The organism is Enterococcus pallens ATCC BAA-351 (assembly GCF_000407485.1).
Taxonomy (GTDB): domain Bacteria; phylum Bacillota; class Bacilli; order Lactobacillales; family Enterococcaceae; genus Enterococcus_A; species Enterococcus_A pallens.
Genome location: NZ_ASWD01000007.1, coordinates 1 through 19,703, shown reverse-complemented (window position 1 = coordinate 19,703; position 19,703 = coordinate 1). Strand labels below are relative to the sequence as shown.

The window sequence follows — 19,703 nt, the reverse complement described above, 5'->3', positions numbered from 1 at the left end:
CTTGATACTTAAAGGAGAAAGGAAGCGTCATTTTGCTTCCTTTTTTCTTTTGGATAGAAAAACACTTTTTTGAAACTGTAAAAACTATTTGATAACAGGTTAATCTTGTTGGGTGGTTTGTTAATATTTATTATTTTCCGAGGCAATAAAAAAGACTCACCAATCTAGTGAGTCAACAATCCTGTAAGCCAGCTTCCACCGTGAAGCAAGGCCAAACTATATAAGAAAATAGATGCTGGTTTAGCGAGTAAAATAATCGCTGTATATTTTTTCAAAGACATATTCGTTACACTAGCCATGAGACACAGAGCGTCATCAGGTGCTACTGGTAAAAAGATCGCCAAAGCAAATAGTTTTTCAAAGCGCTGATCATTTTCCAGCCAATGACTATACTTTTGGTAAACCTTATCACTTACTAAATGACTGATTAAGGGTCTGCCGTAATGTCTACCTAACAGGAAAAGTACAATTGAACCAGCACAGATCCCAATATAATTATATACAAAGCCCCAAAACGGACCGAAAATCAATACACCTGCAGCTAAGCTAATTCCACCTGGCAAGATTGGAATAATTACTTGAATCATCTGAATTAAGATGAAAAGGAGCGGTCCGACGACTACCGATTGACCAACTAAGCTTTGCAAGGAATCCATATCCTTGAAAATACCCAAGTGGTAAAAATAGATAGCTAAACCAACAGAAAAGGCCAATCCTGCAAAAGAAATTGCATTAAGCAATCTTCGTGACTGTGCAATACTCATTTTCTCATCTCCTTGATTTGTAATCATCTTACATGGAGTATATGATAGATTTCCGCTTTCTGCATAGGTCTTGCGTCGGATTTTTGACAAAAAGATAGAAACTTTAAAATATTTTACACTTTTTTTATTATAGGCTATCCTAATTGATAAGAACGACTATCGTAATGGAAATGAGGAATTCTTTGTGAGCAAGGAAAAGAGTCTGATTCATGAAACAGATGGAGTAAGCCTTGAAGAAATAAATGGTACAGTAAAGATTCCTAAAGGAGCAAGCTTCTGGAAAAAAATGGCTTTATACAGTGGTCCAGGAGCATTGGTTGCGGTTGGTTATATGGATCCGGGAAACTGGATTACCTCAATTGCTGGGGGAGCAGAATACAAATATAGTTTGTTAACAGTTGTTTTGCTGTCCAGTTTAATTGCGATGCTCTTGCAAAGTATGGCGGCTAAGCTAGGAATTGTAACCGGAAAAGATTTAGCCCAGATGACTCGTTCAAAAACTAGTAAAGGGTTGGGCTTTTTATTGTGGGTAGTCAACGAAATGGCAATTATGGCTACCGACATTGCTGAAGTAATCGGAGGAGCAGTGGCCTTGCAGCTTTTGTTTGGATTGCCTTTGCTGGTTGGTGTTTTGATCACTACTTTTGATGTGTTGCTGTTGCTTTTGCTAACGAAATTAGGCTTTCGTAAAATCGAGGCGATAGTTGCAGTACTGATCACGGTAATCTTTTGTGTTTTTGGTTACGAGGTTGCTTTGGCTGATCCTCACTGGGGAGAGGTTATTCGCGGTTTTGTTCCCACGGTGGAGATTGCTACTGATCGTTCGATGCTTTTATTAGCATTAGGGATTGTCGGAGCAACAGTCATGCCCCACAATTTGTACCTACATTCATCAATTGCCCAATCTAGAGATTTTGATCGCGGCAATGAGAAAGAAATAGCTGAAGCAGTTCGCTTCACTACTTGGGATTCTAATATTCAATTAAGTGTCGCATTTATTGTTAACTGTCTGCTGCTGATTTTAGGCGGAGCCTTATTTTACGGATCCAATAGCGATTTAGGCAAATTTGTTGATCTTTATGATGCATTACAAAACCCGTCGATTGTCGGAAATATTGCAAGTCCGATACTGAGTACACTTTTTGCGGTTGCTTTACTGGCCTCAGGACAAAATTCGACGATTACTGGAACACTTTCTGGACAGATAGTTATGGAAGGATTTATTCGCTTAAAAATGCCTTTGTGGATGCGCCGTGTAATCACTCGTCTATTAGCAATTGTACCAGTGATTATTTGTGTCATCTTATATGGCGGAAATGAAAATGCCGTCGAGGATTTGCTGCTATACACGCAGGTATTTCTTAGTATAGCATTGCCGATTTCCATTATTCCATTAACTCTATTTACCAGTGATAAACAATTGATGGGAAAATTTGTCAATCCGCGCTGGGAAAAGTATTTAGCTTGGTTGATTACAATTATATTGACTATTTTAAATATATTTTTGATCTATAGTACATTAACAGGTGCCAATTAAGGAGGTAACTAAATGGACTTCCAAAAAATTTTAGTTGCTGTCGATGATTCTCCATCGTCGGTTGCTGCTTTCAATTACGCAGTTGAGTTTGCTCAGTTAGTGAATGCTCAATTAGCAGTGGCAACAATTTTTGAAATTGATCAGCTAAATGTCTATGAATACTTGAGTCCAGACGTATTAAGAAAGCAAAAGGACAAAACTATCAATCTTGCCGAAGAATATGTTAGGAAAGCGAAAGAAAAAGGCTTGCCAGCACCAGAAGCCTTCGTTTATGAAGGAGGACCTGCAGAGGTGATTATTAAGCAGATTCTTCCCGCTTATCAACCTGATCTATTAATTTGCGGCTCGTCTGTCAGAAAAAAGCATAAAAATTTATTGGGTGAACAAGCGGACTACATGGTTCGTAATGCGATCTGCTCAGTGTTCATCGTAAAAAATGATCCATCAGTAAAACCCTAAAAGCTGAAAACTGCCATTTTTCAGCTTTTAGGGTTTTTATACTACTATTGTTTTCTTTCACGTTTTAATGTAGCTTTTGTCCGTTTTAAAAAGCGTTCAATTACATTTGTAAACATAAAACCTAATGCAATAGCTCCAGAGGTAATTAATACGATTGCGATATACTGCATTGAGGCATCAAAATTTTGATCCATCATTTCTCTTACCGCTAGATAGGCTGGTCCTCCTGGAACAAGAGGGACCAGACTTGGTACGTTAAAAACAATTACCGGCATCAATTTTCTACGAGAAAAAAAGATACTCATCAAACCAATTACCAAGGCTGCTAAGAAATTAGAAAAACCAATATTCTGATCAAGGTATGTTTGACAAATCCAAAAGGTCATCCAGCCCATAGCACCAGTCAATCCGCAAGAAAGAAATGCTTTGCGAGGAATATTAGTTATGATTCCAAAGGTAATTGTACTTAACATGCTAAAGACAAAGTTAATTATAAAGACCAAATCATGTTCCTCCCTAAAAGAAATTAAACGCAACAATTATCCCACCGCCGATTGCTCCAGCAACAAACAGAGCCTCTGTAGCGCGAGCGACTCCGCTAATAAGATGACCAGCCATAATATCCCGAAAAGAATTAGTAATAGCTAATCCGGGGACAAGGGGCATAATGGAACCGATAATGATATTATTGATTTCTTTTGCTAGGGATAAACGAACCGATATGATTGCTAAGCCGCCAATCAATAAAGCCGCCAAAAAATCGTTAAGAAACTTCATCTCAAGTTTTTTTCCGAAAAAGGTGTGAACTGAAAAGCCCAGCATACCAATAATAAAAGTAGCAATAAAATCTTGCCAATCACCCCGCAGGATGATCATTAAGGTGCTGCTCACGACACCAGAAGCTAAAATTTTCCAAGTATAAGGGAAGTCTGGTGTAACATGATCGATCTCATTTAAATGATTGTAAAAGTCTGGAAGTGGCAATTGACCTTCTGCAAAAAGGCGAGAGGCACGGTTTACGGCCGCAACCTTTTCTAAATTGATGGATTGCTGTGTAATTTGAATAACCTGACTATTTTCTTCCGAGGGCGAACCGACAATTAAACCTGTGGCTGTCACATAAGTTTGGATATCCTCTAAACCAGCATTCACTGCGATACGCTTCATCGTATCTTCAACCCGATAGACCTCAGAACCAGACTCCATCATTATTTTCCCAGCTTTCAAGCAAGTATTTAGAACTAGCTGTGCATAACTTTGTTGAGTCAAATAATCACCACCTTTTTGTATTAACTCTCTTATCTTAGAAAAAAGAAATCAAATAGGCAAGAAAAAGCTAGGGTTTCCTGCTATAATATGAGATAAAGTAACAGATTAACAAAAAAATCATTTCTTTAAAAAAAATTCTCTTGCATTTTTTTTCTTTTAAGTATAACGTATTTTTGTGTTAGAAGAACAAGTGTTATCAAAACATGGAATACTAAAACGATTTCAGATGTTAGTATATGGAATTGCGGTATAAAGACACAATTTTTTCAAGAATTTCTACTTTAATTTAGATAACGTAACATATTAGGGTTGCAAAACGGCTCACTTTTTGATTAAAATGAATTAACAAGAAAAATAATAACATCTTGGGAGGAAAAAAGTATGAGAAGAAAAGTGTACACGAAGGATCAAATTCTAAAGGCTGCTTATGAAGTTGTGGAAAATGAGGGATTTTCCGGTTTCACTGCTCGGAACATTGCCAAAAAGATGGGAATCAGTACACAACCAATTTATTTAGAATTCAAAAATATGCAAGATTTGAAGGATACATTGTTGGATGAAATTTGTAATCACTTGTATTATGATATTTTCCCGGAAGTACGCACTGGAGATACAATTATCGATTTAGGGTTAAATTACGTCTATTTCGCTAAAGAAAGAAGCAACCTTTACAATGCCTTATATGTGCAAGAATATGGCGGCGGGAAAAAAATGCACGATTTCTCTTACAAGTACTTCTATGAATTAATCAAAAAACATCCAAAGTATGAGAACTTAGGAGATGATCATATCAATGCATTGCACGTAGGTACATGGATTACAGTAACTGGGATTGCTACCCTGATGTCTTCAGGAATCATCGCGCCTACTGAAGAGGATATTGTACATTTGATTAATCGTGCAATCGATAGCATCTTAAGCACTGATGATACAGCAGTCTTAGATAAATTATAAAAAAACTTGACTTTTAAATGGAAAAAGGTAAGATAAATTTTGTGGAAGGTTGGCAGAGTGGTAATGCACCGGACTCGAAATCCGGCGAGCCGCAGTAATGTGGTGCACGGGTTCAAATCCCGTACCTTCCTTATATCTTATCTTCTGAAGAGCTGGAAACACGTATACAGACCAAGTCTTAATACGCGTTTTTAGCTGTTTTTTTGCTATAAATGATTAAAAAACAGTTTTCGAAAGAAATAGTTGCATAAAAATGTCATGACACTTATAATAATTGACGAGCACTGTAGCTCCTGTTGACTAAAAAGGATGAATGTAAACAAGTACTTGGGGAAGTGTCTTGTTGTTGATGCATTAATTCTTGATAAAACAAATTGGTGAAGGAAGGACGCACAATTTCTGTTAGGGAGATTGTACGTCCTTCTTTTCTAAATACGAAAAAACTGATGGGATTTCCCATCAGCTTATAAGTCCAAATATTTTTCTAAATAAGCAGCTAGTCCATCTTCAGAATTTGGTTTTGAAGTAATATCATTAGCGACTTCTTTCACCTGGTCCGTTCCGTTTGCCATTGCGACACCCCAACCAGCATACGCCAACATATCAACGTCGTTGTGTTCGTCACCAAAAGCGATAATATCTTCTTTATTCATGTCAAAAACTTTAACAATATGAGCTAATCCATGCGCCTTTTGAATACCTTTGGCAACAATCTCTAAGATCGAATTTGGTCCGCCCCAAGTATTTACTTCAACAGATGATCCATATTGCTGTTTCAGCTCTTCGGCAACGCTTTTTAAGTTTTGTGGCTGGCTGCGTACAATCACTGAAGTAGGATCTTTTGTTAATGAATCAGTGGTCAATAAATTATCAATCGTTGCCTCACTAGCAAACATGTGCTTATCGAAGAAATTTAGATCGTCAATAAAGAACGTATCACGATCTTCGGCAGCGATGAAATCTAGCTTTAAGTTTTTCTTTTCTTGCATAATATCAAAGACGATATTTCGGTTAAAAGAAGTTTCAAGCTCATTTTCCCAATGTTTTTCAGGTAAGTGAACTAAGGCTCCGTTGAAATTAACCATAGGTGTAGTTAACTGCAGCTGGCGATAAAATTCACTGCTCATTCGGTAGGGTCTGCCAGTGGCAATAACCACAGAATGTCCGTCCTCCATTGCGCGTTTCAAAGTGTGTGCTGTTCGCTCAGATATTCTTGATTCTTCGTTTAATGTTGTTCCATCTAAATCGATGGCAATCATCTTTTTCATAATAATCATCCTTGTCTCAATTTGTTTCAGTCTAGCATATCCTATAAAAAACGCAACCAACTAGCAATAAATTTAGTAAATGATAAAATTGTTTATGCATACAAAGCTTGACAATCTTTGTTATAGTAGTAGTTGAATAAAAATGTAAAAAGAGAGCTGAAAAAAATGAAAATCAATTGGCGAAGAAACCTGTTCATTTCGTGGATTGGCTGTTTCTTCACAGGAGCAAGTTTTAGTTTGGTTATGCCTTTTCTACCCGTTTATATTGAGCAAATGGGAACACCTCAATCTCAAGTAGAAATGTTTGCCGGATTAGCAATTTCTGTTACAGCCTTTGCTGCGGCAATCGTCTCACCTATTTGGGGAAATTTAGCTGACCGCAAAGGAAGAAAATTAATGATGGTTCGTGCTGCTGCAGGGATGACCATCACAATGGGGTCTTTAGCGTTTGTTCCAAATGTCTATTGGCTGTTAGGTATGCGATTTATGACAGGTGTTCTTTCTGGATATATTCCCAATGCTACGGCAATGATTGCTTCTCAGGCGCCGCGTGAGAAAAGCGGCTGGGCACTGGGGACTTTATCCACTGGAGCAGTTGCTGGTAATCTAATCGGGCCTTCTATTGGTGGAATGCTTGCCCAGTGGTTCGGCTTAGAAAATGTATTTATTATTACGGGCATCATTTTGCTGATTTGCACAATTTTAACTATCTTTATGGTCAAGGAGAATTTTCAGCCTATCGAAAAACAAGATATGATTAGCATGCGTGGGCTTACTAAGAAAATAGATCATTTATCCATCCTGGTAGGATTGTTTGTAAGTACGCTGATTTTACAGTTGGGGGCCACTAGTATTAGTCCAATTTTAACTTTATATATTCGTCAATTAAGTGGAAACAGCAGTAATGCGTTGCTAATTAGTGGATTCATTATTTCAGCAGCAGGTGTTTCGGCAGTCATGTCTTCTCCTACACTAGGAAAAATTGGGGATAAAATTGGAAATCATAAAATTCTTTTGTTTGGTCTGTTTTTATCCTTTATCTGTTTTATTCCGATGGCATTTGTTAAAACGCCCTTTCAATTAGGTGTTTTGCGGTTTTTCCTAGGTTTTTCAACCGGAGCATTAATGCCTTCCATTAATACTTTAATTGGTAAAATTAGTCCACCAGAAGGGGTTAGCAGGATATATAGCTATAACCAAATGTTCAATAACTTTGGGCAAGTCTTAGGCCCAATGGTGGGGTCTACCGTGGCGCATTCATTAGGTTATTCAGCGGTCTTTTTAGTGACAAGTGCGTGTGTGTTTGGAAATATTTTGTTGAGCTTATTTAATTTTAAAGACCTACTGTTGAATAAAACGAAAATATAATTTGAGGGAAGTTTTTATTCCCATTGCTTCACAGATAGAAAAAACCAGTTACAATAAAGTAACTGGTCTGTTTTCTAATGATTAGTGGATTGACGAGCCGGTTTCATTGCAACAGAAAGCAATACTGTAATAACACCGACAATTAACGAAACGATTGTTGAAAGCTGGAAGTTATAAGTGGCGCTTTGTAAAGCTCCGCCTAGGTAACAAACGGCCTGCCCGATGGCGAAAGCCCAGAAGAAAGTAACGAGATATTTCATTAATAACACCTCTTTTCTTGTCGATTTCTAGCACTAGTTTAGCATTTTTTCAGAAAAAGTAAAGAAAAGTCTTTATGAAAAGATTTTAAATAGGAGGACCTATGAATTTTCCACAATTATATACTAAAACTTCCTATTCGCTGCTGCAAAGTACCTTGACGATTAACGCCTACGTTAAAAAGGCAAAAGAGAAGGGCTATAGAACACTTGCCTTGACTGATGAGCATGTACTTTATGGAGCCGTTGAATTCTATCGAGCTTGCAAACAGCAGCAAATAAAACCGATTATCGGGATGGAACTAGATGTTTTAACGCAAACTGACGAAGCATTCACTTTACTTTTGTATGCGAAAAATTTAGCCGGTTATCAAGAATTAATGCGAATTTCTTCTCTCAGAATGATTGAAGAGAAAGCTTTGCATTTAACTGAATATGAAGTCGACCATCAAAACTTAATGCTAGTCTTACCTCTAAACAAACTATTTTCAGAAGAAAACGTTGCGGAAATGTTGGGGGAAGTAACGGAGCATTTTGTGAATCAAGTCTATTTAGGGTGTTCTCTGACTAGTACAGCTATAGCTGATTCGATAAGTCAATCTTATCAGATGCCTTTACTAGCTTTACATGAAGTAAAGTATCTAGAGCCGGAAGAAGCGTTTGCAATTGATGTTATGCAGAATATCCAATCAGGAACCCAAATAAGCAAGGATGCTCTTATAGAAAAAAAAGGCGGTAACTACTTGTTGTCGGAGGAGCAAATCCGGCAGTATTTTGAAAGGGAGCGGCAAGAGGAAGCCATTCAAAATGCTATCTTTCTGGCTGAAAGCTGTCAAGTAGACCTGCCTTTACATCAGAAGCTGCTACCTCACTATCCATTGCCTGCTGAACAGACTGCAAAAAATTATTTGGAAAAGCTTTGTTGGGAACGGCTTTCATCGCGAGTAAAGGAAGTTTCAAAAGTTTACGAGGATCGTTTAATAAAAGAGCTATCTATTATTCATACGATGGGATTTGATGACTATTTTTTAATTGTCTGGGATGTAATGGATTATGCCCATCGAAATAAAATTGTGACAGGCGCAGGACGAGGGTCTGCTGCAGGTTCCTTAGTAGCCTATGTTCTTTCAATTACTGATGTAGATCCTATTCAATATGATTTACTCTTTGAGCGTTTTTTAAATCCTGAACGAAACAGCATGCCGGACATCGATTTGGACATTCCTGATAATCGGCGAAATGAAATTTTGCACTATGTAAAAGAAAAGTACGGACGTTTTCACGTAGCGCAAATTGCTACTTTTGGAACGATGGCAGCCAAAATGGTTTTACGAGATGTTGGCCGAGTATTCGGTTTATCTCAAAGTGAAGCCAATCGCTGGTCGAAAGCCATCCCAAATCAATTGAAGATCACATTAAAAGAGGCTTACAATCAATCGGAAACCTTAAAACGTTTAGTAAATACCAACCCCAGAAGCCAATTAATGTTTCAAACAGCTCTTAGTCTTGAGGGATTACCTAGACATGTATCCACTCATGCGGCTGGAGTAGTCATTAGCGACCAAGAATTAATCTCGATTGTTCCCTTACAAAATGGTTCAGAAGATATCTTACTAACCCAATTTACTATGAGTGATGTGGAAACCATTGGACTTTTAAAGATGGACTTTTTAGGTTTGCGTAACTTATCAATTATTGATACAGCTCTAAGAAATATCAAGAAGATTTATCAACAAGAGATTAATCTTAAGCAGATTCCGTTGAATGATCCCAAAACATTAGAACTTTTTCAGAGAGGAGAAACTAGCGGTGTTTTCCAATTTGAGTCAGCGGGTATTCGCAATGTTTTGCGCCGATTAGGTCCTACATCTATAGAAGATATTGCTGCCGTTAACGCGTTATATCGACCAGGTCCAATGCAAAATATCGATCATTTTATTGCTCGAAAAAAAGGCAAAGAAACAATCCGATATCCGGAAGAATCCTTGAAGCCTATTTTAGAAAATACTTATGGCATCATCGTCTATCAAGAACAAATCATGCAGGTAGCTGCAAAAATGGCCGGTTTCAGTTTGGGTCAAGCGGATATCCTGCGTAGGGCTGTCAGCAAAAAGAAAAAAGATCTGTTGGATGAAGAAAGACGGCACTTTGTAGCTGGAGCAATCCAACAAGGGTATACGGAAAAAAGTGCCGAAGAAGTATATGACTACATCGAGCGTTTTGCTAATTATGGCTTTAATCGTTCCCATGCCTTTGCTTATTCTTTTGTCGGTTACCAAATGGCTTACTTGAAAGTTCATTATCCAGGTCCCTTTTATACCGCGCTGCTTCAATCAGTTCGTAACGACTCGAAAAAAATGCGAGAATATATTGCAGAAGCAAATCATGCAGGGATCAGACTACTGGCACCAGACATCAATAAAAGTTTGTACAGCTTTACTTTAGTTGAAAAAAATACAATCCGTTTTGGTCTTGACGCAATTAAAGGAATTCGACGGGATTATGTAGCCAATATTATTGCTGAGCGTAAAGAGCGGGGCGCCTATAAGTCGCTAGACAATTTTTTATTGAGAGTAGAAGAACGTTGGCTGAAAGAAGAATACGTTGAGCCATTGATTGTTGTAGGAGCATTTGATGAATTGCATGAAAACCGCCGTCAATTACAGGTAGAGCTGGAAGGCAAAATCCAGAATGTTTTGTACAGCGGAGGCAGCGATATGCTATTAGATGTTATGAGCCTCAAGGAACAGGAGGTTCCAGAATATACTCTGGCAGAAAAGCTTGACTATGAAGAAAAATATTTAGGACTTTACGTTTCTGGACATCCGACTGAAAATTATCCGAAGATCAAACGTCAGAGAAATATTCGCTTAGCTAGCGATATTTTACCAGGTCAAAATGCAACAATGCTGATTTACTTAAAAGAGTTACGAGAAATCAGGACAAAAAAAGGTGAGCAGATGGCCTTTCTTAATGGAAATGACCAAAGTGGAGAAGTTTCCCTAACTGTTTTTCCAATCCTTTATCGCAAAATTCGGAATGAAGTCCAACTAGATCAAGTCTATCTTGTATATGGAAAAATTGAAAAAAGTCGTTATGATCAATCTCTACAAATGCTAGTAGAAGAATTTGAATCAGCAGATGCAGTAGAAAATAATTTGGCAGAAGAAATTCTCTACCTACGTGTGCCCAAAGATCAAGACAGTCACAGGCTTCATAAGGAAATTGCAGCAAAGTTGCAAACAGCTCCCGGTAATATTCCGGTAATCCTTTACTTTGAAAAGGATCAAAGAAAGATTGTGTTAGGAAAGGAATATTGGATAGGACATAATGGGGACTTATTGACTGATTTACGTGACATATTAGGTGATAAAAACGTCGTATTAAGGTGATTTCTTGTAACTTTCAAAACTTTTTTCAGGTATATCGAACTTTCCTAGTAACTTTCCAAGACTTTTAGTGGCTTTGATGGTAGAATGTACCATGAATTAAGAACAATGCTTGATGAATAATTTTTTGAGGTGAGAAAATGAAACGCATTGGAATTTTAACAAGTGGAGGAGACGCTCCAGGAATGAACGCAGCTGTCCGTTCTGTTGTTCGTAAAGGGATCTATGAAGGTCTTGAAGTTTACGGAATCAACTACGGTTTTGCCGGACTAGTTGCAGGTGATATTCGTCGTTTGGATGTTGCTGATGTTGGAGATAAGATTCAACGTGGAGGAACCTTTTTATATTCTGCTCGCTACCCTGAATTTGCGACTGAAGAAGGTCAGCTAAAAGGGATCGAACAATTGAAAAAATTCGGAATTGAAGGACTCGTTGTTATAGGTGGAGATGGCTCGTACCATGGCGCGATGGCTTTGACTAAGCATGGCTTCCCAGCCGTGGGGATTCCAGGAACAATTGATAATGATATTCCAGGAACAGATTTCACTATTGGTTTTGATACGGCTATTAATACAGTGTTGGAATCAATTGATAGAATTCGTGATACAGCGACTTCTCATGTCCGTACGTTTGTTATCGAGGTAATGGGACGTGGCGCTGGCGACATTGCTTTATGGTCTGGTGTTGCTGGTGGAGCAGACGAAATCGTCATCCCAGAACATGAGTTTAATATGGCAGAAATTGCTGAGAAAATTAAAGCTGGGCGCGACCGGGGCAAAAAACATTGCCTGATTGTCCTTGCTGAAGGTGTAATGGGCGGAAATGAATTTGCAGAAAAATTATCTGAATACGGTGATTTCCATACTCGTGTCAGCGTTCTAGGTCACGTAGTTCGTGGAGGCTCTCCAAGTGCTCGCGACCGTGTTTTGGCAAGTAAATTTGGTTCATACGCAGTAGAGTTATTGCAACAAGGAAAAGGCGGATTATGTATTGGTATGTTAGAAAACAAAGTTGTGGCTGCTGACATTATTGATACTTTGGAAAATAATAAACATAAACCTGACCTATCCCTTTATGAATTGAATCAAACAATCTCATTTTAATCCCGTTAACTAGGTAGCCTAAAGCTATTTAATTATAAAAGTAAGACAACAAGAATAGGAGCGTTTATATAATGAAAAAAACAAAAATCGTTAGTACATTAGGCCCAGCAAGTAATACACTTGAAATTATCTCGCAATTGATCGAAGCTGGTGCAAATGTCTTTCGTTTCAACTTTTCTCACGGTGACCACGAAGAACAGTTAAGTCGTATGACACTTGTTCGTGAAGCTGTTAAAAAGACTGGAAAAGACGTCGGTATTCTTTTAGATACAAAAGGTGCAGAAATTCGTACAACTGTTCAAGACACTACAGAAGCAGATTATGGTCGTGCTGGCTATATTCAATTCGAAGTTGGAGATAAAACTCGTATTTCAATGAATCCTGAACACAAAGGAACAAAAGAAAAAATCGCTGTCACTTACCCAGGATTGTTCGATGACGTTCATGTTGGTGGACACATTTTGTTCGATGATGGCTTAATTGACATGGAAATTCTTGAAAAAGATGAAGCAAACCGCGAATTGGTTGTTGTTGTTAAAAACGCTGGTATGTTAGGCTCACGTAAGGGTGTTAACGCTCCTGGTGTTTCAATCAGCCTACCTGGTATCACTGAAAAAGACGCAGAAGATATTCGCTTCGGTCTAGATAATGACATTGATTTTATCGCTGCCAGCTTTGTTCGTAAAGCACAAGACGTTCTAGAAATTCGTGAAATTTTAGAAGAAAAAGACATGATGCATGTTCAAATTTTCTCTAAAATCGAATCTCAAGAGGGAATTGATAATATCGACGAAATCATTAAAGTTTCTGATGGTATTATGGTAGCCCGTGGAGATATGGGTGTTGAAATTCCAGCGGAAGAAGTTCCAATGGTTCAAAAATCAATCATTAAAAAATGTAATGCTGCTGGTAAATCAGTTATTACAGCTACACAAATGCTGGAATCTATGCAAAGTAATCCACGTCCTACACGTGCTGAAGCTTCTGACGTTGCCAATGCAGTGTTTGATGGAACAGATGCTACGATGCTTTCAGGTGAATCAGCAAATGGTGATTACCCAGTAGAAGCTGTTGCAACAATGGCTCGTATTGATCAAGAAGCAGAAAAAGCTCTTGAAGAAATGGGCACTTTCCAAATCAATGAATTTGATAAAACAGATGTAACTGAAACTGTCAGCTTGTCTGTAGCACGTGCTGCACACAATTTAGGCGTTAAAACAATTGTCGCTGCAACAGAATCAGGTTATACAGCTAAAATGATTTCTAAATATCGTCCAGATGCAGATATTTTGGCTGTAACTTTCGACGAACGCACAAAACGTGGTTTGATGTTAAACTGGGGTGTTTATCCAACTGTTGCTGAAAAGCCAACAACAACTGACGAAATGTTTGAATTGGCTACTAAAAAAGCAGTTGATTTAGGTTTTGCAAAAGAAGGCGACCTAATCTTGATTACTGCGGGTGTTCCAGTCGGTGAACGTGGAACAACAAACGTTATGAAAATTCAATTAATCGGCTCTAAACTATTAGAAGCTCAAGGTGTTGGTGAAAAAGCGGTTGTCGCGAACGTAGTCGTTGCTTCTTCTGCTGAGGAAGCTGTAAAAAATGCAAAAGAAGGTATGGTATTAGTTGTACCAACAACCGATAAAGAATATATGCCTGCAATTGAAAAAGCAGCTGCTTTGATTGTTGAAGATGGTGGTTTAACTTCTCATGCTGCAGTTGTCGGTATTGCACAAGATATTCCTGTAATTGTCGGTGCAAAAGATGCAACTTCAATTATTATTGATGGGGAATTGGTTACTGTAGATCCTCGTCGTGGAATTGTTTACCGTGGAGAAACAACTGCGATTTAAAGTTGTCTTTCTAAGGGTGAGCCAATTAAGTTTGGTTCGCCCTTTTCTCTTGTTTTTATAAAATAACTGTTTACAAGCGCTGTAATATCAGTTTTTTTTAAGGTGTCAAGAAAATTTCATTGACAAAGAATTTTTCCACCTGTATAATATCGATTGTTGCTTAGAGGTGATGAATAATGAAATGGTCCATAATAGAATTGCGACGTTACCAAGAAGAACCACTAAATTTTTCAGAAACAATGAATGTTAGCGACTCTTTAAAACAACGTGATTCAGAAATTTTGGCAGTAGCACCTGTAAAGGTTACAGGAATCTTGTCTGTTGGGAAAAAAGAATACATTTTACATTATCGGTTAACGACGACTGTAACTGTTCCGTCTTCCCGTTCGCTTGAGCCAGTAGACTTGCCGCTTGATCTTTCTGTGGATGAAATTTTCATGACAAAAGAGCAATGGTCGGCGCAGGAGGATGACCGTGAGGAAGAAATCATTGTATTAGAAAGTGATACAATTGATTTAACGGATTCTGTCGAAGACAACATACTGCTAGCAATCCCGTTGCAAGTATTATCTGATGAAGAAAAAAATGCTAAGGAATTACCTAAGGGAAATGACTGGCAGGTAGTTTCTGAAGAAGAGTACTTTGCACAAAAGGAGCAAGCAGAAGCAATTGATCCTCGTCTTGCAAAATTATCTGAACTTTTTAGTGAAGAAGATAATGAGTAAGATTGGAATAATATGTATCTAATTAAGATACTTCATTTTACAAGGAGGTGTTACACCAATGGCAGTACCAGCTAGAAGAACTTCAAAAGCGAAAAAAGCAAAACGTCGTACTCATTACAAATTAACCATCAAAGGTTTGAACGAATGTCCAAACTGCGGTGAAATGAAGAAGAGTCATCACGTATGCGCCAACTGCGGCTACTACGATGGAAAAGATGTTATGTCTAAAGAAGCATAATAGCTTTTTTAATGATAGAAAAGCAAAAACCTCAAGACTAACCATGGAGTCTTGAGGTTTTTTATTTATATCGCACAATTCCTTTTTCATTTTTTACACCTTAGGCTATAATGTAAAGGATAGCGGAATAATTAGGAGGTATATTATGTCAAAAGCACAATTTGGTGTCGTCGGAATGGCAGTTATGGGAAAAAATTTAGCCTTAAATATTGAAAGTCGAGGATATACTGTAGCATTGTATAACCGTACAGGCTCAAAAACACAAGTAGTTGTAGATGAACATCCAGATCGCAACTTTGAAGCAACATTTTCTATTGAAGAATTCGTTCAAGCGATTGAGAAACCTCGTCGCATTATGCTTATGGTCAAAGCCGGATCGGCAACTGATGCAACTATTCAAGAATTATTGCCTCATTTAGATAAAGGTGATGTGCTTATCGATGGAGGGAATACATTCTTTAAAGATACTATGCGTAGAAATGAAGAATTAGCTAACTCAGGAATTAACTTTATCGGTACTGGAGTTTCTGGTGGAGAAAAAGGCGCTTTAGAAGGACCTTCTATGATGCCTGGTGGTCAAAAGGAAGCTTATGATCTTGTGGCGCCTATTTTCGAACAAATCGCCGCTAAGGCTGAAGATGGGGAACCATGTGTTACTTACATTGGCGCAAACGGTGCTGGACATTACGTTAAGATGGTTCACAATGGTATTGAGTACGGAGATATGCAGCTGATTGCTGAATCTTATGACTTGATGAAACAATTGCTAGGCTTATCTGTTGATGAAATGGCTGAAGTATTTGCTGAATGGAACAAAGGTGAATTGGACAGCTACCTAATTGAGATTACAGCAGACATTTTAACAAGAAAAGATGATGAAGGTACTGAGAAGCCAGTAGTTGATGTAATCTTAGATGCTGCCGGAAATAAGGGAACAGGGAAATGGACATCACAAAGTGCTTTAGATTTAGGTGTGCCGCTTCCATTAATTACTGAGTCTGTTTTTGCTCGTTTTATTTCTGCTTATAAAGAAGAACGGGTTATTGCAAGTGAAGTACTAGCTGGCCCAGAGGCATATAAATATGATGGTGACAAAAAAGAATTAATTGAAAAAATCCGAGAAGCACTTTATTTCAGTAAACTAATGAGTTATGCGCAAGGGTTTGCACAGCTACGTGCTGCTTCAAAGGAATACGATTGGGAATTGCCATTTGGTGATATTGCTAAAATTTGGCGTGCTGGTTGTATCATCCGCGCTCGCTTCTTGCAAAAGATTACTGATGCCTATGAGAAGGATGCTGATTTAGCTAATTTAATGTTAGACAGCTATTTCCAAGAGATTGCAAGTAAATATCAAGCAGCTGTTCGTGAAGTAGTGGCCATTGCTGTTCAAGCAGGCATTCCGGTGCCAACATTCTCTTCCGCTATTTCCTATTATGATTCTTATCGCGCTGAACGTTTGCCAGCAAACTTAATTCAAGCACAACGTGATTATTTTGGGGCACATACCTACGAACGTACTGACAAAGAAGGTATATATCATTATAGTTGGTATGATGAAGAATAATTAGACTAAAACTAGGGATTTTTAACTGTTTAATGGTCCCTAGTTTTTTTATTAGGAATTTCATGATAAAATGGCAATAGCTTTTAAAGGGCTTATTCCGTTGAAATAGAGGGATTAAGCAAGAACGATTTGGAAAGGAATAATGAGAATGAGTAATATTTTAATCATTGAAGATGAAAAAAACTTAGCTCGTTTTGTAGAATTAGAGCTGAAACATGAAGGCTATGATACAGATGTTCACTATAATGGACGTACCGGACTTGAAGCAGCACTAGAAAACGATTGGGATGCTATTTTATTGGACTTAATGCTTCCTGAATTAAACGGGTTAGAAGTATGCCGACGGGTAAGACAAGTTAAAAACACACCAATAATTATGATGACTGCGAGAGATTCAGTCATTGACCGAGTTTCTGGCTTGGACCATGGTGCGGACGATTATATTGTTAAGCCATTTGCGATTGAAGAATTGTTGGCTCGCTTAAGAGCATTGCTTCGCCGTATCGATATCGAAGGTGACAAAAATGTGGCTAAACAAACTACTATTACCTATCGTGATTTGACGATTGAAAAAGAAAATCGTGTAGTTCGACGCGGAAATGACATTATTGAGTTGACAAAGCGTGAGTACGAACTTTTATTGACCCTTATGGAAAATGTCAATGTTGTTTTGGCACGTGATGTTTTACTGAATAAGGTTTGGGGCTATGAAACCGAAGTGGAAACAAATGTAGTGGACGTTTACATCCGTTATTTGCGCAATAAAATTGATGTTAATGGAGAAGACAGCTACATTCAAACTGTTCGCGGAACAGGATATGTAATGCGATCATGAGAAAGCTTTTCAAAAAGCATGGAGAACTGAAGGGGCCTTCACTTACTATCAAGTGGGCCTTTACAAGTTCTTTCTTTATATTCGTTGTCTTTACGATCTTTGCTGTGATTACGTATAAATCCTCGGTTAATTTGATTGTTGCTAAAGAAAGAAACAATGTTGAGAAGACCATCTCAGATGTGTCGTCACGTTTAGCAAATTCGGATGAAGAATTAACTTTAGTAAATACATACCGTACGTTAACCGAGTCCTCTAATCTTGACAATGCACTTTATGATCGAAATATGACGTTGGAAGGAAACATGCTGCGTATTGACAGCTTCGTAGCTGAACTAGGTCAGCCTCAACTTTCACTAGATATTTATAATCTAGATAAGAAACTAATTTTTAAGACGCAAGAGGTCTATCATCCGCTAGTGCAAACGGAGCATAAAAGTCCGACCATTGTTACTTTGGATGACAAGAATGGTTTTTTATCCATTGAACCAATTTATTCAAAAGAAACACGCGAACGTATCGGTTATGCACAAATTTTTTATGAACTTTCTGATTTCTATGAGATGCGTAGTAAGTTGTTGTTGACGTTGATTGTATTAGAAATTGTTTCTTTAGTATTGAGCAGCTTTTTAGGTTTTTTACTTTCCTCATACTTCTTGAAGCCTGTTAAGATATTGAGAGATACAATGGAAATTATCCGTCAAGATCCGCAAGCAGATGTTCACGTACCAGAGATAACCACAAATGATGAATTGGCAGATCTAGCAATGATTTTTAATGATGTAATTGATCGAATACGTATGTATATTAAGCAACAGGAGCAATTTGTTGAGGATGTTTCCCATGAATTACGGACACCTGTAGCAGTGATTGAAGGTCACCTCAGCCTACTTAATCGATGGGGAAAAGATGATCCTGAAATTCTTGAAGAATCTATTCAAGCGAGTCTTCAAGAAATTGAACGAATGAAGAGTTTAGTTCAAGAAATGTTGGACCTGTCTCGTGCCGAGCAAGTAGATGTTTATTATGGCAATGAAACCTCTAATGCAAAGGAAGTAACTTATCAGGTATTTAACAATTTCAAGTTGCTTTATCCTGAATTTACATTTACTTTAGATGATGATTTAGAGAATGAGCGACAGTTAAAAATCTATCGAAACCATTTAGAACAAATTATGATTATTATTATGGATAACGCCGTTAAATATTCTACAGAGCGAAAAGAAGTTCATATCTCAATTTCTTCGACTTTGAATGAATTTGAAATTGCAATCCAAGATTTCGGTGAGGGAATACCGAATGAAGATATTGACAAAGTATTTAATCGTTTTTATCGTGTGGACAAAGCGCGTGCTCGAACTAAGGGTGGAAATGGTTTAGGTTTATCGATTGCTCATAAACTAATCGAAAGCTATAAGGGGCATATCAGTGTAGAAAGTTCTCTCGGTCAAGGAACAATTTTTAGAATTTTTATACCGATGGTAGAAGAAGAATCAGCCGAACAATAATCGGCTGATTTTTTTTATGCAAAACTATTAGTTAATATGCTTTGTTCTGCTGTTATTTTTGCTTTAAAATCGAACGTTAATTTGATACAAGGACATTTTGTTCGCGTTAGAAAAAAAGTCAGAAAAAATTGCATTTTGTAGTTGCATTAAGCGGCGAAGATTGCTATATTATTATTTGTTCCAACGAGATGAAATCTCCCGAAAAAAATCTTAAAAAGTTATTGACGGATGATTTCACTTATGGTATTTTTATAAAGTCGCTGATAACGAGATGCAACTGATGTGTTTTTTTAAAACAAAAAAACAAAAAAATGTTGACATCCTGGCGGCGAAGTGGTAAGATTTAAGAGTTGCTGATGCAACACGAAACACACGTTTTTATCAAGTAGACCTTTGAAAACTGAACGAATAAAACAAACCAAATGTGTAGGGCGCTTCTATATAATAGAAGCAAACAACATAGCAAGCAATTGCTAGCGAATCAATTTTTAAATTGAGCTGAACAGTCGCAAGACTGTTTCAAACACTTTTTATGAGAGTTTGATCCTGGCTCAGGACGAACGCTGGCGGCGTGCCTAATACATGCAAGTCGAACGCTTTTTCTTTCAT

17 protein-coding genes, 1 tRNA gene and 1 rRNA gene are annotated in these 19,703 nt (G+C 37.8%); 14 read left to right on the top strand and 5 right to left on the bottom strand.

Annotated elements, in window-relative coordinates; genetic code table 11:
* Window positions 1–164 precede the first annotated feature (164 nt).
* On the bottom strand, window positions 165–764 hold the full coding sequence (locus I588_RS23455) for a TVP38/TMEM64 family protein (protein ID WP_010756127.1): 600 nt from the start codon (window positions 762–764) through the stop codon (window positions 165–167).
* A gap of 184 nt (window positions 765–948) precedes the next feature.
* Between I588_RS23455 and I588_RS23450 the strand changes: the two genes are divergently transcribed.
* Together I588_RS23450 and I588_RS23445 are read left to right on the top strand one after the other, a co-directional pair.
* Window positions 949–2,301, top strand: a complete 1,353-nt coding sequence (locus I588_RS23450) for an Nramp family divalent metal transporter (protein ID WP_010756128.1) — start codon at window positions 949–951, stop codon at window positions 2,299–2,301.
* A gap of 12 nt (window positions 2,302–2,313) precedes the next feature.
* Window positions 2,314–2,760 carry a universal stress protein gene (locus I588_RS23445; protein ID WP_010756129.1) on the top strand — a complete coding sequence of 149 codons (447 nt, stop codon included), beginning with the start codon at window positions 2,314–2,316 and terminating at the stop codon, window positions 2,758–2,760.
* A gap of 44 nt (window positions 2,761–2,804) precedes the next feature.
* Here I588_RS23445 and I588_RS23440 read toward each other — a convergent pair whose 3' ends face one another.
* Both I588_RS23440 and I588_RS23435 read right to left on the bottom strand, forming a co-directional pair.
* Window positions 2,805–3,263 carry a threonine/serine exporter family protein gene (locus I588_RS23440; RefSeq protein WP_010756130.1) on the bottom strand — a complete coding sequence of 153 codons (459 nt, stop codon included), beginning with the start codon at window positions 3,261–3,263 and terminating at the stop codon, window positions 2,805–2,807.
* A 13-nt stretch (window positions 3,264–3,276) separates the two neighbouring features.
* Entirely contained in the window at window positions 3,277–4,029 is a 753-nt protein-coding gene (locus I588_RS23435; protein WP_010756131.1) for a threonine/serine exporter family protein, read from the bottom strand.
* 381 nt (window positions 4,030–4,410) lie between these two features.
* On the opposite strand from I588_RS23435, the gene I588_RS23430 reads away from it, so the two are divergent.
* A complete protein-coding gene (locus tag I588_RS23430; RefSeq protein WP_010756132.1) occupies window positions 4,411–4,983 on the top strand; it encodes a TetR/AcrR family transcriptional regulator in 573 nt (190 codons plus the stop codon).
* Window positions 4,984–5,026: 43 nt separating this feature from the next.
* Window positions 5,027–5,114: transfer RNA gene (locus tag I588_RS23425), tRNA-Ser, on the top strand.
* Between the two features lie 333 nt (window positions 5,115–5,447).
* On the opposite strand, the gene I588_RS23420 is transcribed toward I588_RS23425, so the two are convergent.
* Window positions 5,448–6,251 carry a Cof-type HAD-IIB family hydrolase gene (locus I588_RS23420; RefSeq protein WP_010756133.1) on the bottom strand — a complete coding sequence of 268 codons (804 nt, stop codon included), beginning with the start codon at window positions 6,249–6,251 and terminating at the stop codon, window positions 5,448–5,450.
* 165 nt (window positions 6,252–6,416) lie between these two features.
* On the opposite strand from I588_RS23420, the gene I588_RS23415 reads away from it, so the two are divergent.
* The gene (locus tag I588_RS23415; RefSeq protein WP_010756134.1) at window positions 6,417–7,619 is read left to right on the top strand and encodes a multidrug efflux MFS transporter; all 1,203 of its coding nucleotides are present in this window, start codon (window positions 6,417–6,419) and stop codon (window positions 7,617–7,619) included.
* 74 nt (window positions 7,620–7,693) lie between these two features.
* Here the strand turns inward: I588_RS23415 and I588_RS23410 are convergent, their stop codons facing one another.
* Window positions 7,694–7,879, bottom strand: coding sequence for a YjzD family protein (locus tag I588_RS23410; protein ID WP_010756135.1), 186 nt, complete (start codon window positions 7,877–7,879; stop codon window positions 7,694–7,696).
* 101 nt (window positions 7,880–7,980) lie between these two features.
* Between I588_RS23410 and dnaE the strand changes: the two genes are divergently transcribed.
* The 9 genes from dnaE to I588_RS27430 all read left to right on the top strand — a co-directional run.
* Entirely contained in the window at window positions 7,981–11,268 is a 3,288-nt protein-coding gene (dnaE, locus tag I588_RS23405) for a DNA polymerase III subunit alpha (protein WP_010756136.1), read from the top strand.
* 137 nt (window positions 11,269–11,405) lie between these two features.
* The gene (gene pfkA / locus I588_RS23400) at window positions 11,406–12,368 is read left to right on the top strand and encodes a 6-phosphofructokinase (protein ID WP_010756137.1); all 963 of its coding nucleotides are present in this window, start codon (window positions 11,406–11,408) and stop codon (window positions 12,366–12,368) included.
* A 71-nt stretch (window positions 12,369–12,439) separates the two neighbouring features.
* A complete protein-coding gene (pyk, locus tag I588_RS23395) occupies window positions 12,440–14,224 on the top strand; it encodes a pyruvate kinase (protein WP_010756138.1) in 1,785 nt (594 codons plus the stop codon).
* Between the two features lie 176 nt (window positions 14,225–14,400).
* On the top strand, window positions 14,401–14,949 hold the full coding sequence (locus I588_RS23390) for a YceD family protein (RefSeq protein WP_010756139.1): 549 nt from the start codon (window positions 14,401–14,403) through the stop codon (window positions 14,947–14,949).
* A gap of 58 nt (window positions 14,950–15,007) precedes the next feature.
* Window positions 15,008–15,187, top strand: a complete 180-nt coding sequence (gene rpmF, locus I588_RS23385; RefSeq protein ID WP_002290970.1) for a 50S ribosomal protein L32 — start codon at window positions 15,008–15,010, stop codon at window positions 15,185–15,187.
* Between the two features lie 145 nt (window positions 15,188–15,332).
* A complete protein-coding gene (gene gndA, locus I588_RS23380) occupies window positions 15,333–16,754 on the top strand; it encodes an NADP-dependent phosphogluconate dehydrogenase (RefSeq protein ID WP_010756140.1) in 1,422 nt (473 codons plus the stop codon).
* Between the two features lie 148 nt (window positions 16,755–16,902).
* The gene (locus I588_RS23375) at window positions 16,903–17,589 is read left to right on the top strand and encodes a response regulator transcription factor (RefSeq protein WP_010756141.1); all 687 of its coding nucleotides are present in this window, start codon (window positions 16,903–16,905) and stop codon (window positions 17,587–17,589) included.
* The gene (locus I588_RS23370; RefSeq protein WP_010756142.1) at window positions 17,586–19,094 is read left to right on the top strand and encodes a HAMP domain-containing sensor histidine kinase; all 1,509 of its coding nucleotides are present in this window, start codon (window positions 17,586–17,588) and stop codon (window positions 19,092–19,094) included. Before I588_RS23375 ends, I588_RS23370 begins: the two co-directional genes overlap by 4 nt.
* Window positions 19,095–19,622: 528 nt before the next feature.
* Window positions 19,623–19,703: ribosomal RNA gene (locus I588_RS27430) — 16S ribosomal RNA — on the top strand; the annotation flags it as partial.

Excerpts from the sequence above, each read along its gene's own strand:
- I588_RS23415 (WP_010756134.1), top strand. The coding sequence starts at position 6,417 with ATGAAAATCAATTGGCGAAGAAACCTGTTCATTTCGTGGATTGGCTGT.
- pyk (WP_010756138.1), top strand. The coding sequence starts at position 12,440 with ATGAAAAAAACAAAAATCGTTAGTACATTAGGCCCAGCAAGTAATACA.
- I588_RS23455 (WP_010756127.1), bottom strand. The coding sequence starts at position 764 with ATGAGTATTGCACAGTCACGAAGATTGCTTAATGCAATTTCTTTTGCA.
- pfkA (WP_010756137.1), top strand. The coding sequence starts at position 11,406 with ATGAAACGCATTGGAATTTTAACAAGTGGAGGAGACGCTCCAGGAATG.
- gndA (WP_010756140.1), top strand. The coding sequence starts at position 15,333 with ATGTCAAAAGCACAATTTGGTGTCGTCGGAATGGCAGTTATGGGAAAA.
- dnaE (WP_010756136.1), top strand. The coding sequence starts at position 7,981 with ATGAATTTTCCACAATTATATACTAAAACTTCCTATTCGCTGCTGCAA.
- I588_RS23430 (WP_010756132.1), top strand. The coding sequence starts at position 4,411 with ATGAGAAGAAAAGTGTACACGAAGGATCAAATTCTAAAGGCTGCTTAT.
- I588_RS23390 (WP_010756139.1), top strand. The coding sequence starts at position 14,401 with ATGAAATGGTCCATAATAGAATTGCGACGTTACCAAGAAGAACCACTA.
- I588_RS23420 (WP_010756133.1), bottom strand. The coding sequence starts at position 6,251 with ATGAAAAAGATGATTGCCATCGATTTAGATGGAACAACATTAAACGAA.
- I588_RS23410 (WP_010756135.1), bottom strand. The coding sequence starts at position 7,879 with ATGAAATATCTCGTTACTTTCTTCTGGGCTTTCGCCATCGGGCAGGCC.
- I588_RS23375 (WP_010756141.1), top strand. The coding sequence starts at position 16,903 with ATGAGTAATATTTTAATCATTGAAGATGAAAAAAACTTAGCTCGTTTT.
- rpmF (WP_002290970.1), top strand. The coding sequence starts at position 15,008 with ATGGCAGTACCAGCTAGAAGAACTTCAAAAGCGAAAAAAGCAAAACGT.
- I588_RS23370 (WP_010756142.1), top strand. The coding sequence starts at position 17,586 with ATGAGAAAGCTTTTCAAAAAGCATGGAGAACTGAAGGGGCCTTCACTT.
- I588_RS23445 (WP_010756129.1), top strand. The coding sequence starts at position 2,314 with ATGGACTTCCAAAAAATTTTAGTTGCTGTCGATGATTCTCCATCGTCG.